Source organism: Carnobacterium pleistocenium FTR1 (assembly GCF_000744285.1).
GTDB classification, from domain to species: Bacteria; Bacillota; Bacilli; order Lactobacillales; family Carnobacteriaceae; genus Carnobacterium_B; species Carnobacterium_B pleistocenium.
The window spans coordinates 2,375,834-2,392,949 of record NZ_JQLQ01000002.1 but is presented as its reverse complement, the minus strand read 5'-3'; the positions used below and the strand labels follow the sequence as shown (position 1 = coordinate 2,392,949).

The 17,116-nt window shown below is 35.9% G+C and carries 17 protein-coding genes and 1 riboswitch; of the genes, 10 read left to right on the top strand and 7 right to left on the bottom strand.

The genetic code is table 11. The features are described from left to right. Position 1: 1 nt before the first annotated feature. Together BP17_RS11710 and BP17_RS11705 are read right to left on the bottom strand one after the other, a co-directional pair. The gene (locus BP17_RS11710) at positions 2–682 is read right to left on the bottom strand and encodes a methionine ABC transporter permease (protein WP_035054587.1); all 681 of its coding nucleotides are present in this window, start codon (positions 680–682) and stop codon (positions 2–4) included. Between the two features lie 13 nt (positions 683–695). Continuing rightward, complete coding sequence (locus BP17_RS11705) at positions 696–1,769, bottom strand: methionine ABC transporter ATP-binding protein (RefSeq protein ID WP_035054585.1); 1,074 nt, start codon at positions 1,767–1,769, stop codon at positions 696–698. Between the two features lie 815 nt (positions 1,770–2,584). Next, positions 2,585–2,687, top strand: a riboswitch (THF riboswitch). A gap of 40 nt (positions 2,688–2,727) precedes the next feature. On the opposite strand from BP17_RS11705, the gene BP17_RS11700 reads away from it, so the two are divergent. Further along, positions 2,728–3,243: a folate family ECF transporter S component gene (locus BP17_RS11700; RefSeq protein ID WP_035054583.1), complete on the top strand. Its 516-nt coding sequence runs from the start codon at positions 2,728–2,730 to the stop codon at positions 3,241–3,243. A 131-nt stretch (positions 3,244–3,374) separates the two neighbouring features. Further along, positions 3,375–3,824: an NUDIX domain-containing protein gene (locus tag BP17_RS11695; RefSeq protein ID WP_035054581.1), complete on the top strand. Its 450-nt coding sequence runs from the start codon at positions 3,375–3,377 to the stop codon at positions 3,822–3,824. Between the two features lie 65 nt (positions 3,825–3,889). Here the strand turns inward: BP17_RS11695 and BP17_RS11690 are convergent, their stop codons facing one another. Continuing rightward, a complete protein-coding gene (locus BP17_RS11690) occupies positions 3,890–4,330 on the bottom strand; it encodes an organic hydroperoxide resistance protein (protein ID WP_035054579.1) in 441 nt (146 codons plus the stop codon). A 146-nt stretch (positions 4,331–4,476) separates the two neighbouring features. Between BP17_RS11690 and BP17_RS11685 the strand changes: the two genes are divergently transcribed. Then, positions 4,477–4,674: a 2-hydroxymuconate tautomerase gene (locus BP17_RS11685; protein ID WP_156956035.1), complete on the top strand. Its 198-nt coding sequence runs from the start codon at positions 4,477–4,479 to the stop codon at positions 4,672–4,674. A 62-nt stretch (positions 4,675–4,736) separates the two neighbouring features. On the opposite strand, the gene yidA is transcribed toward BP17_RS11685, so the two are convergent. Genes yidA through BP17_RS11670 form a run of 3 tightly spaced genes read right to left on the bottom strand, consistent with a single transcriptional unit; the run spans position 4,737 to position 7,833 of the window. After that, the gene (gene yidA, locus BP17_RS11680) at positions 4,737–5,576 is read right to left on the bottom strand and encodes a sugar-phosphatase (protein ID WP_035054576.1); all 840 of its coding nucleotides are present in this window, start codon (positions 5,574–5,576) and stop codon (positions 4,737–4,739) included. Then, positions 5,573–6,967, bottom strand: coding sequence for an HD domain-containing protein (locus BP17_RS11675; protein ID WP_035054574.1), 1,395 nt, complete (start codon positions 6,965–6,967; stop codon positions 5,573–5,575). Before BP17_RS11675 ends, yidA begins: the two co-directional genes overlap by 4 nt. Further along, on the bottom strand, positions 6,964–7,833 hold the full coding sequence (locus BP17_RS11670) for a lipoate--protein ligase family protein (protein WP_035054572.1): 870 nt from the start codon (positions 7,831–7,833) through the stop codon (positions 6,964–6,966). Before BP17_RS11670 ends, BP17_RS11675 begins: the two co-directional genes overlap by 4 nt. Before the next feature lie 206 nt (positions 7,834–8,039). On the opposite strand from BP17_RS11670, the gene BP17_RS11665 reads away from it, so the two are divergent. The 7 genes from BP17_RS11665 (at position 8,040) to BP17_RS11635 (ending at position 15,507) form a co-directional block, all read left to right on the top strand. After that, entirely contained in the window at positions 8,040–8,471 is a 432-nt protein-coding gene (locus BP17_RS11665; protein ID WP_035054569.1) for a DUF1934 domain-containing protein, read from the top strand. Positions 8,472–8,515: 44 nt separating this feature from the next. After that, a complete protein-coding gene (gene rpoE, locus BP17_RS11660; RefSeq protein WP_035054568.1) occupies positions 8,516–9,139 on the top strand; it encodes a DNA-directed RNA polymerase subunit delta in 624 nt (207 codons plus the stop codon). A 262-nt stretch (positions 9,140–9,401) separates the two neighbouring features. Next, positions 9,402–11,003 carry a CTP synthase gene (locus tag BP17_RS11655; RefSeq protein WP_035054565.1) on the top strand — a complete coding sequence of 534 codons (1,602 nt, stop codon included), beginning with the start codon at positions 9,402–9,404 and terminating at the stop codon, positions 11,001–11,003. A gap of 127 nt (positions 11,004–11,130) precedes the next feature. Beyond that, positions 11,131–11,988 carry a class II fructose-1,6-bisphosphate aldolase gene (gene fba / locus BP17_RS11650; RefSeq protein ID WP_035054562.1) on the top strand — a complete coding sequence of 286 codons (858 nt, stop codon included), beginning with the start codon at positions 11,131–11,133 and terminating at the stop codon, positions 11,986–11,988. A 530-nt stretch (positions 11,989–12,518) separates the two neighbouring features. Beyond that, positions 12,519–13,790, top strand: a complete 1,272-nt coding sequence (locus tag BP17_RS11645; protein WP_035054560.1) for a UDP-N-acetylglucosamine 1-carboxyvinyltransferase — start codon at positions 12,519–12,521, stop codon at positions 13,788–13,790. 12 nt (positions 13,791–13,802) lie between these two features. Then, entirely contained in the window at positions 13,803–15,098 is a 1,296-nt protein-coding gene (gene rho, locus BP17_RS11640) for a transcription termination factor Rho (protein WP_035054558.1), read from the top strand. Positions 15,099–15,237: 139 nt separating this feature from the next. After that, the gene (locus tag BP17_RS11635; protein ID WP_035054556.1) at positions 15,238–15,507 is read left to right on the top strand and encodes a type B 50S ribosomal protein L31; all 270 of its coding nucleotides are present in this window, start codon (positions 15,238–15,240) and stop codon (positions 15,505–15,507) included. A 552-nt stretch (positions 15,508–16,059) separates the two neighbouring features. On the opposite strand, the gene mnmH is transcribed toward BP17_RS11635, so the two are convergent. After that, entirely contained in the window at positions 16,060–17,103 is a 1,044-nt protein-coding gene (gene mnmH / locus BP17_RS11625) for a tRNA 2-selenouridine(34) synthase MnmH (RefSeq protein WP_035054552.1), read from the bottom strand. Positions 17,104–17,116 lie beyond the last annotated feature (13 nt).

Below are 17,116 nucleotides of genomic sequence, written 5' to 3'. Positions count from 1 at the left end.
TCTAGTGACTCGTTTTTTTAACTAAAGCATTTCCAATCAATTGACTAATAAAAACAATGATCAAAATAATAACCGTTGCGACTAAAGTGACATCATTCTGGTAACGATTGTACCCTCGGGAGATGGCTAGATTTCCTAGACCACCGCCACCAATTGCTCCGACAATGGCCGTTAACCCAATCAAATTAATGATAGTTACAGAAGAGACCCGAATAATAGCTGTTAGTCCTTCTTTTAGATAAACCCGAAAAATAATTTCCAATGGGCTAGAACCCATAGATTCTGCAGCTTCTATAACACCAGGATCAACTTCTAACAGAGCGTTTTGTATTTGTCTGGCAAAGAAAGGCACGGTCCCAATAACCAGAGGAACAATAGCAGCTGTTGTCCCGATAGTTGTATGGGTAATTAATCGGGTTAAGGGAGCAACTAAAGTCAGCATGATAATGAAGGGCAAAGAGCGAAAAAGATTAACGACTTGATCAAGCAAGCCATAAAGTCGCGGACTTGCTAAAATACCTCCGCGATCGGTTGCAACAAGAATGACGCCTAAAAATAAACCGAGGATACCTGCAATCAAGCCTGTAACAGTAACCATGTAGAGTGTTTGTAAAGTACTTTCAATAATTTCATCTTTCAATGGGATAACATGTTCAAAATAAGTTGCAAAAAATTCAGTCATAGTCATTCACTCCTTAAATAATAGTTTGTTCTTTTTTTAATGGGATAACTTGTTGACGATGGTGGATCAAGGTTACTTTTACATTTTTTGACGTTAAATAAGCAATGGCTTTTTCTCTGCGTCCAGGATCGCCACTCAAAACAACAATAAGATTGCCGACAGGCGTTTCTTGCAAAATCTCCACATTTCCAAATAAAATATTGGTTGTAACGCCAAATCGAGTCGTAAGGGTAGCAATTAATGGTTCGCTCGTACTTGAACCAACGTAAGAAATAGTAGCTAGTACATCATTAGTCTGTAAATCAAGTAAAGTAGGATGGCTTAGAATGCTTTCTAGTGCTTGTTCAACATGAGTCGCAGTATTGATGAATTCTTTTGTGATTCGTTCTTTAGGTTTAGTGAAAATAGAAACGAGATCGCCTTCTTCGACAACATGACCATTTTCCATTACGGCTACTTTGTTGCAAATTTCTTTTACGACTTGCATTTCATGAGTAATGATCACGATAGTCAAAGCCAATTTTTGATTTAATTCTTTAAGTAGTTCCAGAATGGAAAGGGTCGTTTTTGGATCTAAAGCACTTGTCGCTTCATCACATAACAACACTTCAGGGTCATTGGCTAAAGATCTTGCAATAGCCACACGCTGTTTTTGTCCACCGGATAATTGAGAAGGGTAGGCAGCGCTTTTGTCTGTTAATCCGACTAACTTCAATAAATTGGCTACCTTTATTTTGATTTCCGTTTTTGATAAACCGGATTTTCTTAAAGGATAGGCTACATTTTCAGCAATCGTACGCGAGCCCATTAAGTTGAAATGTTGGAAAATCATGCCGATTTTTTTACGAGCCGCTCGTAATTGTTTTGGCTTTAAGCTCAATAGATCTTGGCCAGAAACAATGACAGCTCCTGCTGTAGGCCTTTGAAGAAGGTTAATGGTACGGACTAGAGTACTTTTTCCAGCTCCGCTGTAACCGACGATTCCAAAAACATCCCCTTTTTCAATGGTTAACTGAACTTTCTCGACAGCTTTTATAGTTGTTTCTTTCCCTGCAAATGTGACACTTACATTATTTAATGTAATCATGTGAATTCCTCCTTAAAATAGAAAAAAGCGCTCATCCATTAACCTACTGCTGTAGATTAAAGGACGAACGCTTTAACGTCGTGTTACCACCTTCATTTGAATTGTTTTTACAAACAATTCCTTATCAAGTACGAGAAAATCAATTCTGATACTCTAGCACTGTAATGGGTGCACCCATGATAGCCTTATGTCTAAAACACTCGGTATCCTGCTCAGAGGCCATTTTCTTTTCACTCCTGCAAACCTGTTCTCAGTATTCAGGCTCTCTGTTAGTGCATTCTGTGGAAATACTTTTCTCTTCATTGCGTTTAGCTATATGGTTAGTAAAAAATAAAAAGTCCTTACAAAGAAACAAATGAATCTGTTTCTTTGTAAGGACGAAAGTCAGTTAGCTGCTTCGTGTTACCACCTTAGTTTATAAGTATATTGCTATACTTATCTTATCCAGTACACCAGAGTGTTTTATCTGTTCATACTGTGGCACTGTAACGGGTGCTCCCGTAGTAAGCTGACACTTTACGCAAGTGATTCGCTAACTCCACTCAAAGACCATCTTCGGTTCAATTTGACTGCCCTATTTTCAGCAATTACTAGGTTCTCTTCTATAGACAAATTTAAACGTACTCTTCTTTTCATAGTGTTTCATCATGTATTATTCATAATTTTTTAACTTGTTCTTAATATACAGAATCAATAAATAAATGTCAATACTTAAATTGGCTATTTATTTTAATTAAAACGATTTCGCTACTATCAGAGAAAGACAGAATGTGCTATAGTGAATGAGCCTAAATGATAAAAAATTTAGGTAATCTATCAGAGTAGGAAATAAAGCGTTAAGTGTCGCTGGGATGGGATGTTGCCCGCGGACGAAAAATTGTTTGTACAATTTGCGGTTTTGTTTCTGCATTCGCTGCATAATTATTATGTGTGGAGCTCTTCAAAGGAGATCTTCAAAATGAGTGGAAATAAGTATGATGCAAGAAGTGTTTCAAAAATTGGATTACTAATGGCGTTAGAAATCGTTTTGACCCAATTTATTTCAATTGAAACGCCAATTGTCCGTGTTGGTTTTGGCTTTTTGCCAATAGCCATTATTGGGATGCTGTATGGTCCTTGGATAGCGGGAATGGCTTCAGCGATAACAGATGTCGTAGGAACAGTATTATTTGGTGGGGGAGTGTTTTTTCCAGGATTTACCCTATCTGCTTTTATCGGCGGAATGATTTATGGTCTTGTTCTCTACAAGAAACCTAAATCATTAAAAAGAATTGTCTTAGCGATTCTTTTAGTCGCCGTTTTTGTAAACCTAGGGTTGAATACGGTATGGTTAACGATGCTTTTAGATAAGGCAATAGTTGTCATTTTCCCAACTCGTTTGCTACAAAATATGATCTTAGCACCCCTCAACATAGCCATGCTGTATTTTGTTGTTCAGAATAAAACATTGCGAAAAGCAATTGGAATTGAGTAAACTTTAATTAAATAAACAATGCAACATCCAATCTAAGACAGCTTAAATTTAAGCTGTCTTTTTTTCGTAGATATAATATAATAAAAGCAAAGATGATAGTATGATGAGAGGATAGGAGGTGCGAAAGAGTAATGGAAACATTTGGCTTAAAAATAAGGGATCAAGCTTACCTTACCCGTACTGGTGTGCACTTGGTAATTTTCGACCCAAAAATAAAAAAAATACTCCTCGTTTCGCCTCCAAACGGCTCTTATTTGCTGCCAGGTGGAGAAATAGAAGAAAATGAAACACATAAAGAAACGGCAAAAAGGGAATCCATAGAAGAATTAGGTTTTGAAATAGAAATAGAATCATTTATTGGGGAGGCAGAAGATTATTATTACTCAAAATACCGGCAACACTATTACCATAATCCTGCCTATTTTTATACAGTTAAGTTATGGAAATCAGTCTGCGAGCCTTTAGAAGATTTCAATCAATTAGAATGGGCATCTATTCCTGAAGCGTTAATTAAATTAAAAAGAGGTAGCCATAAATGGGCTGTAAAACAATATGAAAATAATTTTTTGAAGACAAATTAATCTATTGAATAGTAAAAAGAAGAAGGCGAGGACAGTTGTCCGCGCCTTCTTTTTGAATAATCGGTTTATTTGTCTGCTTCATAAGCAACAGCGTTAACTGAAACATCAATATTACCGCTAGTAGCTTTAGAGTAAGGACAATAAGCATGAGCTCTTTTTGCTAAATCTTGGGTAGTAGCATCATCTTGACCATCAATCCCAACATCTAATTTTACTGCAAGCTTAAAGCCGCCATCAGTTGGGTCTGAATGCAATTCAACAGTAGCCGTAACTTGGCTTTTACCAGAGACTTTATCTTCTTTCATCATATGTTCTAAAGCTGAATTAAAACAAGCACTGTAGCCTAATGCGAATAATTGTTCTGGGTTACTTCCTTGACCAGGACCACCCATATCTTTTGGAGTAGAAACTCGAACGGAAAATGACTTATCTGGTAAATGACTTTCCCCATTTCTTCCACCAGTATTGATTGCTGTAGTTTGATACATTAATTTTGAATCCGCCATATTTGTAATTCTCCTCTCTAATTTATCGTACTTACCAAGTATACTAATAGTGAGGATAAAACTCTAATAATCTGTTTGAGGCAGTTAAAAATGAAGAAATTAGTTGAAAAATAAAAAATGTATCGCTAGAATTGGGAGAAGAACATATGGGAAGGAGAGATTTTATGCCATTAGTACACATTGAATTAGTTGAAGGACGGACCGCAGAACAAAAAGCAGGTTTAGTTAAAGATATTACGCAAGCAGTAGTGAAAAATACCGGAGCAACAGAAGACCGAGTTCATGTCATTATAGAAGATATGAAAAAAAGTAATTATGCTGTCGGTGGAAAATTGCTAGGCTAAAAGAACAGAAAAATAAGCTACGAGTTGCAGTGCATACTCGTAGCTTATTTTTCTGTTCTTTTTTATTTAGAGTAGCTATCAATGGAGATGTTTTCGAAAGCAATGGTTTCAATTGCTGTAGCAACGCCGTCGTACTCATTTGTATCGGTAACATAATCACATATTTCTTTTACACTGGCGATAGCATTCCCCATGGCAACACCCATTCCAGCATATTCAATCATGTCTATATCATTTTCATTATCGCCGATCGCCATAATATTTTCTTTAGGTATGTCTAAAATTTGTGCTAAATCTTTTAGTGCTTGTCCTTTACTGGCAGCTTTATTCAATACTTCAAGATAAAAAGGTTCACTTTTTAAAATCGTATATTTATCGTGAAAGCTTTTTGGCAATTTAACAATAGCAGCATCTAAAAGATCTGGTTCATCGATCATCATCATCTTGCTGATCACAAGAGTTGGATCCATCTCCTCTATTGTACGGTATCGAATAGGCATGTTAACTAAAAATGATTCTCTTACGCTAAATGGGCTAATGTCTTTGTTAGCAGTATAAATATGTTTTTCATCAATAGCATGGCAATGAATTCCAATTTGGCGACTCATTTCTTCAATTTCCAGAAAACTTTCAAAGTTTAGAGTATGGTGTGAAATAGCTTTACCATTTTGTGATTGTTGGACTAGCGCGCCATTATATGTGATGACATAATCGCCTTCTTCTTGTAAATTCAAGGCTTCTAGAATTGGAAATACGCCTGGCAAAGGTCGGCCAGTGCAAAGAACGATTTTTATGCCTTTCGTTTTGGCTATTTCAATTGTTTTTTTAACTTTAGCGCTTATTTTCTTTTCAGGGGTTAATAATGTGCCGTCTAAATCGATAGCGATTAGTTCTATTGTCATTTAGGTGAGTCCTCCACTAATTTATTTGGGTCAATAATAGTCCCATTTTTAATATACCGATTAAATTCATCATATAAATGTTCAAATAAAGTGATTTCATCAGATATTCCCGGCTTTAAAAATTCTTTTGGTACATAAAATCGTTCATCACCACGGACCTTTCCAGTAATAGAAGAGACAATTTCACTTAGTTTAGAAAGTTCCACAAGTGAACCATCTTGACGAACCAATTCTATTTGTGTGCGATTAGTATCTTGATTTGGCCGGTAAAAATCATAGGGAAGGTCATAGCTGTTATTGATAGCTGTATAATAATCTGTATCGTAGCCAGCTTCACGAATAATCGTTTTCAAATTCTCAATCAAAGCCATATCTGTTTTACTAGAAAAATTAACTGACTTGAACGGATGACGGTCAAGAAAACGTGTAGCTAGATCACTTAAAATCGGATCTTTTTCTTCTTTCCACAAGGTGAAATAAGTTGCTAAAACACCATCATCTAATTTCAGATAATCCTTAAGAGTAAAATTTTCTTTAAAAAAAGGAACGAGTAAGTTTAGTTGGTCTGTAAATTGGATTTTTGGATCAGCATACATCTTTTTTGCTCGTTTCAGTAAATGATCTAGAATCACTTCCATGCCTCTGGAGACTGGATGAAAGTAAACTTGCATGTACATTTGGTAACGACTAACGATGTAATCTTCAACTGCATGCATACCGGACACTTGAAAATAGATACCTTCTTTATAAGGACGAATAACCCTCAGAATTCGGGTCAAATCAAATGTACCATAGTTGACACCTGTATGATAGGCATCACGCAATAAATAGTCCATCCGGTCTGCATCGATTTGACTAGAAATGAGTTGAACTACTTGCGGATTAGGATAAGTTTTTTTAATCACACTGGCAACTTTTTCTGGGAAATCTTCGCTCACTTTAGACAATACTTTATGAACCTCAGTTTCTGGCGAGGTAATAATAGCTACCGTGATTTTTTCATGATCCGTTTTAAAAATACGTTCAAATGTATGAGAATAGGGACCATGGCCAATATCGTGTAAAAGGGCTGCACATAATGCAACTAATCGTTCATTATCATCCCAGCCGCCGTCACCAGGTGCTTGAGTGGCATAATTGCGTTTGAATTTATCACAGATGCGACGAGTGATTTCATATACACCCAAAGAGTGAGTGAAACGTGTATGCTCTGCACCATGAAAAGTTAAGGAAGAGGTACCTAATTGTTTGATTCTTCGTAATCTTTGAAATTCACTTGAATTGATCAAATCTAAAATAATTTGATGTTGAACATGAATATAATCATGGACTGGATCACGAAAAACGTGTTCGATTGGCAGTAAAATATTACCCTTATAAAGGCTGCTCATTTCATTAACTCCTTATCAATTGAAGTGCCAAGCATTTGTTGATTGCGGCGGATCATTTTTTCAAAACCTTCATTATAGTCGGTTAGTATTTCCGGTGAATAGTCACCAAGTATGATGGTGCAGTTGTTTTTAAGAAGGGTGGCTTGAATGAGATTTTTCATTTTGGCAACAGTTAAAGAAATATGAAGTAACTCTTCTAATGTAGCCATTACAGTAGGATCAATTGATGGGAAATGCCATTTTACAGTTTCTCCTTTTAAACCAGCTTGATAAAAATCGCGAATCATTTCAGCTCTTTTCAACTGGCTTCCATTCACACTAATGTAAATCATGATTGCTACGCCATTTTTTAAACGCCTTTGTGAGATGCCGGCAAATTTTTTCCCGTCAATACTTAAATCATAATCTCCCGGACAATAAGAATCCTTTATCTCATAAGCCAAGCAGGTTTTGCCATACGATTTTAGAGAATCATTGATTAGTTGCAGCATATACTCATATCCAGCGTTTATAGTCATTTTTTGTTTAGGATTTTCAGGTAGTATTAAAGAAAAGTTTAATACACCTTCATCTCCAACTACAGCTAATCCTCCAGAATTGCGTACAATGTACGGGTAGGAATAACGTTCGATAACGTCTAAAGCATCTTTGAAATAAGGCAGTTTTGTATCCATCATACCGAGTATGACTAAATTTGAAATTGGCCAAAAATGCAAAATGTTTTTTTGATATTTTCCAGCATAGCGCAATAAACTATCCGTTAAAGCAAAATGAGAAATAGTTTGATTAGCAAAAGGCATCGTTTCAGCTTGGTAAAGCTCATAAGAATGATCGGTTAAAAAGCTTTTATTATCATTGATCTTCATTTTTTTACTTCCTTTATCTAATTGAGAAATAGCGTTTCTATTCTATTATAGCAAACTTTATTGCAGTCTTCTTCCTTAACTGGTTCAAAAAAACAAAAATCTCCTTTTATTTATGATAAGATGGATATGCAATAAAGTGAAAAATAGTAGTTAAAATCATTAGACCTATAACGAATATAGGAATTAAAAATTATGAGGTGAAACAAGTGGATCTATCAAAAGGAAGAGTGGCTCAAATACATTTAGAAACGATCATTTCTCAAGGCAATGAAACCGAAAAACATGTATTTGATGAAGCAGGGAAAGTCGTCCAAATGAATTCGTCTTATTACATTCGCTTCCAAGAAACCTATGAATCAGGAATTGTTCCCGTAACGGTTAAAATCGATCCTGCTGGAATTGTTACCCTAACGCGTAAAGGTGAAACAACCACGCGCATGAGGTTTGATAAAGGAGAAAGATTTGAAACACTCTATCATACGCCACAAGGTGCCGTATCTATTGAAACAATGACTAAAAATATGCAAATTAGTTATACTGATAAACCTTTTTCTGGAAGAGTATATATTGAATATGATTTATTTTTAGGGAAAGAAAAATTAGGAGATTATAAATTAGAATTGCTTTTTACTATTTAAATATTGTATGATAAAGAATAGACTGTTGAAAGGACGTGGCTTTCGTGAAATTAACACAATTTGACGGGCAAAATAAAGATGAATTGTCAATGATTGAAGTAGCTCATGCTATCCTAGATCAAAAAGGAGAAATCTTAGATTTCGTAACTTTATTAAAAGAAGTACAAGATTTTCTAACTATAAACTCAAAAGAACTTGCAAGTAAAACTTCTCAATTTTATACAGACTTAAATATTGACGGCAGTTTTATTTCCTTAGGAGAAAATCGTTGGGGTCTGCGTTCATGGTATCCGATTGATTTTATTGATGAAGAAGTCACTCAAGGAAATGAAGATGAAGCTCCACGTCGTAAAAAACGCAAAAAAGCTAGTGCATTTGTTACAGGTGAAGATGATATTGATTACAATGATGATGATCCTGAAGACGATGATTCTCCCGAAGAGGAAGAAGATGACAATGCAACTACTTACGGGGGACGTGTGAACGTTGATGAGCATGGCGTAATGGTTGAAGATGAAGATAAAGAAGATCTTGGCGAATACAAAAAAGATTTATCTGAACTTGGTACGGATGATGAAGAAGATGAATTACCCGATGGTGTTGAAGGGGAACTTACAATCATTGAAGATGAAGATGAAGACGATTCTGACGAAGAAGAGTATAAGTAACCCTTTTAATAAAATGATTTTCTAATAATAGCTTTCAGAAAAATCCTGTCTATAAAAATAACTTGACGTTTTGTGCAAGAATGTGTAATATCTACATTGGGCTCCCTTGAAACGTTAAAGGGACAGGAACTGTAAGTAATCAAGAAGCTCCCTATTCTACTAATGGATAGGGGGCTTTATTTTTTTATTACTACCCAAAAATAGCAAGCGGTCAATATCATTTTTTTCTTTTACGCCAATAAATATAAAAGGAGCCGGCAAAATGACAAAATATATTTTTGTAACAGGTGGAGTAGTATCTTCCATAGGTAAAGGAATTGCAGCGGCATCTCTAGGGCGATTACTAAAAAACCGAGGATTAAAGGTGACGATCCAAAAGTTCGATCCTTACATCAATGTTGATCCAGGAACAATGAGTCCTTATCAACATGGAGAAGTTTTCGTGACAGATGATGGAGCTGAAACCGACTTAGATTTGGGTCATTATGAACGCTTTATTGATATCAATTTAAATCAATATTCAAATGTAACGACGGGGAAAATCTATTCTGAAGTTATACGTAAAGAACGCAAAGGAGAGTATCTGGGAGCAACAGTACAAGTTATTCCACATATTACCAATGAAATCAAAGAAAAAATTATGCGTGCAGGTCAAACAACTGATTCTGATATCGTAATAACCGAAGTTGGCGGTACAGTAGGGGATATCGAGTCATTGCCATTTCTAGAAGCTTTACGTCAAATGAAAAGCGATGTTGGTGCAGACAATGTTATGTACATTCATACAACGTTGATTCCTTATCTTGGTGCAGCTGGTGAAATGAAAACAAAACCAACCCAACATAGTGTGAAAGAATTACGTGGATTAGGAATTCAACCCAACCTGTTAGTTATCCGTACAGAAAAACCTGTTCCACAAAGTTTGAAAGATAAGTTAGCTTCATTTTGTGATGTGAATCCAGAAGCCATTATTGAATCACGAGATGTAGCCACTTTGTATTCTATTCCTTTAAATTTGCAGAAACAAAATATGGACCAAATCGTTTGTGACCATTTCAAAATTGATGCACCGCCTGCTGATATGTCAGAATGGATCGACTTGGAACAAAAGGTGTTGCATTTATCGAAGAAAACAAAAATTGCATTAGTAGGAAAATATGTTGAATTGCCGGACGCATATCTATCCGTTATTGAATCATTAAATCATGCAGGATATGCTGTAGATTCTGAAATTGAAGTAGATTGGATCAATGCTGAAGAAGTGACAGCAGAAAATGTTGCAAGTAAATTGAAAAACGTAGATGGAATTCTAGTTCCAGGTGGATTTGGTGATCGCGGTTTAGAAGGTAAGATTTTAGCTATTCAATTTGCACGGGAAAATAAAGTTCCGTTCTTAGGTATTTGCTTAGGCATGCAACTAGCATGTGTCGAATTTGCACGAAATGTTGTAGGTTTAGAAGGTGCTCACTCAGCAGAAACAGATCCAGATACGCCATATAATATCATTGATTTAATGTTAAATCAAAAAGATGTAATCAATATGGGAGGTACTTTACGCTTAGGACTATACCCATGTAAATTAAAATCTGGTTCCGTAACGGCACAAGTATATGATAATGCTGAAGTTGTTCAAGAGCGCCACCGCCACCGTTATGAATTTAACAATGAATACCGGAATGTAATGGAAGAAAAGGGACTGATTTTTTCAGGAGTTTCACCAGATAATCGTCTAGTTGAAATCGTGGAGTTAGCTGATCATCCGTTTTATATAGCTTGTCAATTCCATCCAGAATTCATCTCTCGTCCGAATCGTCCGCAAAAATTGTTCTTGGGTTTTGTAAAAGCAGCATTAGACAACAAATAATAAAAAAGGCATAAAACGGGGTAAGTTTATAATAATCTAGATATTTTAATGTTTTTTTGTTATAATAGCATCGTTGACTAAGAACATCTTAGTAAATAAAAAGATTTCCTTAAGGAGGAAAAAATATATGAGTCGTTTAGTTAGTATGACAGATATGTTAAATAAAGCATTAGAAGGTAAATATGCAGTAGGTCAATTCAACATCAACAACCTTGAATGGACACAAGCTGTATTAGCAGCTGCTGAAGCAGAAAAATCACCAGTTATTTTAGGTGTTTCTGAAGGAGCAGGTAAATACATGGGTGGCCCTGTAGTTGTAGCAGCAATGGTTGAAGCTTTGATGGAAACAATGAACATCACAGTTCCAGTTGCACTACACTTAGACCATGGTTCTTCTTTTGAAAATTGTAAAGCTGCAATTGATGCTGGTTATTCTTCTGTAATGATCGATAACTCTGCTTTTGCAATTGATAAAAACATTGAAGCAACTAAAAAAGTTGTAGAATATGCTCATTCAAAAAATGTATCAGTAGAAGCAGAAGTTGGAACTGTTGGTGGTACTGAAGATGGCGTTACTGGCGGAGTAAACTACGCAGACGCACAAGAATGTCTACGTATGGTTACTGAAGCTAAGATCGATGCTTTAGCTGCTGCTTTAGGATCTGTACATGGTGACTACGAAGGAGAACCTGTTTTAGGTTTTGACGAAATGAAAATCATCTCTGATTTAACTAAAGCTCCTTTAGTATTACATGGCGGATCTGGAATCCCAGAATTCCAAATTAAAAAAGCAATTGCAAATGGACACTCAAAAATCAATGTAAATACTGAATTACAACAAGTTTGGACAAAAGCAGTACGTGAAAAATTAAGCACTGACAACAAAGTTTATGACCCACGTAAAGTTATTGCACCAGGTAAAGATGCTATCGTTGCAACAGTTAAAACAACTATGCAAAGATTTGGATCTTCTAACAAAGCTTAATTAAATAACAAAAAAGTCCTTGCCTTTCAGGTAAGGACTTTTTTTGTTTAGTTAAATCAGGGCTCTAGGTCAAAGAGTGCAGATGCTTCAAGTTTAAATTTCTTCTGGAATGGACGGGTTTGCTTATGAAGCCATGGGAACCACCTGAAGCCTGAAGACCACAGTCTTAAGGTTTTTAAGCCTCAACAGAGCGTTAAAGCTCTGTTGTTCGCATTGAATCTAATGCACGGCTATAAGCAAATTCTATTCCTCCAGAATTTTTAGGTGAGTAATTGGATTAAATCTATCAACGCTAAAAATTATAGACCTAAATAAGATAGTAATTGTAAGTTGTTTTGAGTTATAGTAAAATTGAAATATCCTGTTTATACAAAGGGAAAAAATCGCTAATAGCTATCATAAAATAAAGCTATTTAAGTTTGATAAAATCAACCCGTTAGTTTAGGGTATTAGGCATCAATAAACAGTTAATTGAAAGTTCTGAAATAAAAATAAAACTAACTTTTAGAAGATAAAATGGAGGTATAATCATGAAGAAATTAGTCATTAATGGTGGGAAAAAATTATCTGGAGAAGTGACCATCAACGGGGCTAAAAATAGTACAGTTGCTTTGATACCAGCTGCAATCCTAGCCGATTCACCTGTTATTTTAGAAGGTGTACCAGATATTCAAGATGTCCATTCATTAATTGATATTCTGAATGTTATGAACGTAAAGACTACTTTCGACGGCTCAACACTGACTATTGATCCAACGCACATCGTTTCTATCCCAATGCCAAATGGAAAAATAAAAAGTTTGCGTGCATCTTATTATTTTATGGGCGCGTTGCTAACTAAATTTGGAAAAGGTGTTGTAGGATTGCCAGGAGGATGTTTTTTAGGACCTCGTCCAATAGATCAACATTTAAAAGGCTTTCGCGCATTAGGAGCTACTGTCGATAATGAAATGGGTGCAATGTATTTAAGAACCGACGAAAAAGGTCTAGTTGGAGCAAGAATCTATTTAGATGTCGTTTCGATAGGAGCGACAATCAATGTTATGCTAGCTGCAGTAAAAGCAAAGGGTAAAACGATTATTGAAAATGCAGCACGTGAGCCGGAAATTATTGATATTGCAACACTATTAAACAACATGGGAGCAAAAGTAAGAGGTGCAGGAACAGATACCATTCGTATAGATGGAGTCGATGAGCTTCACGGTTGCCGACATACTATTATACCGGATCGTATTGAAGCTGGTACTTACTTATCTATGGCAGCAGCAGCTGGAACAGACGTTTTGGTGAATAATGTCATTGTAGAACATTTAGAAGGATTATTAGCTAAGCTAGAAGAAATGGGTGTGCCAATGGAAATTGGAGAAGATAGCATCCGAGTAAAAGAAGCCACTCATTTAAAAGCTATAAATATAAAAACACTTCCTTATCCTGGATTTGCAACTGATTTGCAGCAACCTTTAACACCGTTGTTATTAAAGGCGACCGGAACCTCTTTAATTACGGATACAATTTATCCTAAACGTGTTAAACATATACCAGAATTGGTTCGAATGGGTGCGAATGCACGTGTTGAAAGTGATATGATTTTAATTGAAGGACCAACAAAACAATTACAAGGCGTAGAAGTAGAGGCAAGCGATTTAAGGGCAGGAGCGTGTCTTGTAACTGCTGGTTTAATGGCAGAAGGGACTACAACCATTACCGGTGTTGAAAACATTTTACGTGGTTATGATCATATTGTTGAAAAATTAACAGCTTTAGGTGCAGATGTTCAAATGATTGAAGATGACAACAAATAGGAGTTAACTAAAATGAGTGAATTATTAACATTAACTGAATTAGAGTTGAAAACATTAAAAGAGATCTATAATTATGCAAAAGAACTGAAAATTCCTTATTACAGTCAAATGAATAAAAAAGAATTAGCATTAGCTGTTATCCGGGCACAAGAAGAAAAACAAGGTTTCTTCATCGTAGAAGGAGTGCTAGATGTCATGGCACAACAGGATTTCGGTTTTTTGCGCCCAATCAATTATACACCAAGTAAAGAAGATATTTATATTTCTTCTTCTCAAATCAAGCGTTTTGGATTGAGAAATGGCGATAAAGTTTCTGGAAAAGCAAGACCGCCAAAACCCTCAGAGCGCTATTATGGTCTGATGCATGTGAACTTTGTAAATGGCAAAGACCCAGAAGATGCAAAAGAACGTCCTCATTTCCCTGCATTAACACCTCTATACCCTGAAAGGCAAATTACTCTTGAAACAACTCAAGCAAAAATCTCAAATCGAATGATTGATATTTTGGCTCCTGTAGGTTTTGGGCAGCGTGGATTGATCGTTGCGCCTCCAAAGGCAGGAAAAACAACTTTATTAAAAGAAATTGCCAATGGAATCGCTGAAAATTATCCAGATGCTGAATTGATTATTTTGCTAATTGACGAACGTCCAGAAGAAGTGACGGATATTGAAAGAAGTGTTAAAGGGGAAGTTGTCTCTTCAACATTTGACCAACAACCACAAAATCATGTGCGGGTAACAGAGTTGGTTCTAGAAAGAGCTATGCGTTTGGTAGAAGATAGACGTGACGTTATTATTCTAATGGATAGCATCACTCGGTTAGCGCGTGCCTATAATTTGGTTCTTCCTCCAAGTGGCCGAACGTTAAGTGGTGGTTTAGATCCAGCAGCATTATATCGGCCTAAACGCTTCTTTGGGGCAGCGAGAAATATTGAAGAAGGTGGCAGCTTAACCATTTTAGCTACCGCTTTGGTAGATACCGGTAGCCGAATGGATGACATGATTTATGAAGAATTTAAAGGTACAGGAAATTCTGAATTGCATCTATCGAGAGAGCTTGCAGAACGTCGTGTTTTTCCAGCTATTGATATCAAAAAATCAAGTACTCGAAAAGAAGAACTTCTATTGGAAAACGACCGGTTAGAAATGATATGGAAATTACGCCATGCAATGACTGGAGATGCTTTGGATCTAACCGATCAATTTATCAAAGCTTTACAAAAATCAAAAAATAATGAAGAGTTTTTTGAGAACTTTACAGATAAAACCATTATCCAAACAAGAAATAATAGAGGTTCGCACCGTTAAATATGACCTTTCACAGTTAGGATTTTGATGAAAAGTATTGAATCATATTGAAGAATATGGTATTATGCTATTATTGTCTAGAGACAAAAAATCAACTCTGGTTCAGCAAATGCATCAGGGCACAAGGAGAGATACACTTATGAAAAAAGCAATTCACCCAGATTACAGACAAGTTGTGTTCATGGATACTACTACAGGGTTTAAATTTATATCAGGATCTACTAAAAATTCAAGCGAAACAGTTGAATGGGAAGACGGTTCTACTTACCCAATGATCCGTGTCGAAATTTCATCTGACTCACACCCATTCTATACAGGACGTCAAAAATTTACTCAAGCAGACGGACGTGTGGACCGTTTCAACAAAAAATATGGTATTGCAGATGCAAACAAACAAGAAGAAAAATAAATTTTTGTTTTCAAAAAAGAGATTGGACAATTGTCCAATCTCTTTTTTTACTATTTTGTATGCTTTTTTAATGTGTTTCTTGACGGTTATTGTCCAAGAAAAAGCTAATTCAAACAGAATACTTCGCAAAAGTTCTTTCTTTGTACAAATAGTAGTTTTTTTAAAAGTACTGATGAAAAGCAACAAGATTTTAGCCGGTCAAGGCAGAAAACTTGTTGCTTTTTTTAGTTTTTGAATAAAACAAAGGACTCTAGGTTAAATAGTATGGATGCTTTAAAAGTAAAATTTTTTCTGAAAAAGATGTGTTTGCTTATGAAGCTATGGGAGTTTAGACATAGCTATAAGCAAGTCTAATCCTCTTGGAATTTTAGATAAGCAATTTAATTATCAACACTAAAAATTATAGACCCTAACAAAAAAGCTAGATTATTTTGTGAAGTGATTGAGTACAAGCGTAGAACGAATTGCTAGTTCCCTTTTTAAAAAAAATTATTTATCTAAAAAATGTTGTCTTAACATCAATTTGGTACGTTATGGTTAATTTGTTTGGGGTCATTCCCTTTTCAAGTTAATTTTCTTTGACGGAAGATACTGTTTTACTTTTTGTTTCGCATCCTCTACGGATAATTCTTTAATCGATGTGATCAAATTTTCAGAACAAGTGGTTGAATGATTGTAACGCAAGTCATAATAATGAGTCAAAAGATTCTTTATAACTAATGAATAATTTTTTTCTTCAAGTGCTTGTGCAGTCGCATTCGCTACGGGTGTATGAATGCGACGTTTAATCACTTGAAAGGATTCAACAAATTGAGCGTGATAGCTATCAGGTGAATAATCTGCTAAAATATTTTTTACTCGCTCGACTAAGGGAAGATCAATAAATAGTTGAGAGCCTATTTCTTTATGATGGTAGAAGCTCTCGGGTATCGTTATGTTGCCGATTCGTGAACTTTCCCCCTCAATGAGTATGAAAGGTTCGTCTTGGTAGCGTAACAATGCTTCACCTAGTAACAGGTTAAACGTTCTTTGATTATTTGGTTTGAGTCCTATATGACCGAAAATCGAACCTCGATGATTGGCCATGCCTTCTAAATCAATTACAGGGTAGCCTTCTTCCTTCAGCTGAAGAAGAATGTTTGTTTTTCCGTTTCCAGTATGGCCGTTCAAGACATATAGAGGTGGAATGTGAATTGTGTTGAACTGCTCTTTATTCCAATTGTGATAAGCTTTGATCCCGCCTTTTAAACGATTCACTGGAATGTTCATCAAGTTTACAACTGTTGCGGCGGTCTCGCTACGCATACCTCCACGCCAACAAAAAACGGTTACTGGTGTCTTTAATTGCTTGAAGTGCTGAATAAAGGCAGGTAATTTTTTTGAAAAAATTTCTAAACCAAGATCTTTTGCGGCCTCTTTACCTTCTTGTTTGAAGGTTGTTCCAACTGCCGCCCGTTCTTCGTTTGTGAAAAGAGGAATATTGATCGCGCCTGGAATCGTTGCTTCTTCGTATTCTTTTGGTGAACGTACATCAACTATGGTATTTCCCAGTTTCTTGAGCTGGTAGAGGTTACTTGGTGTTATATCTTTAAACATAAAAGTATCCTCT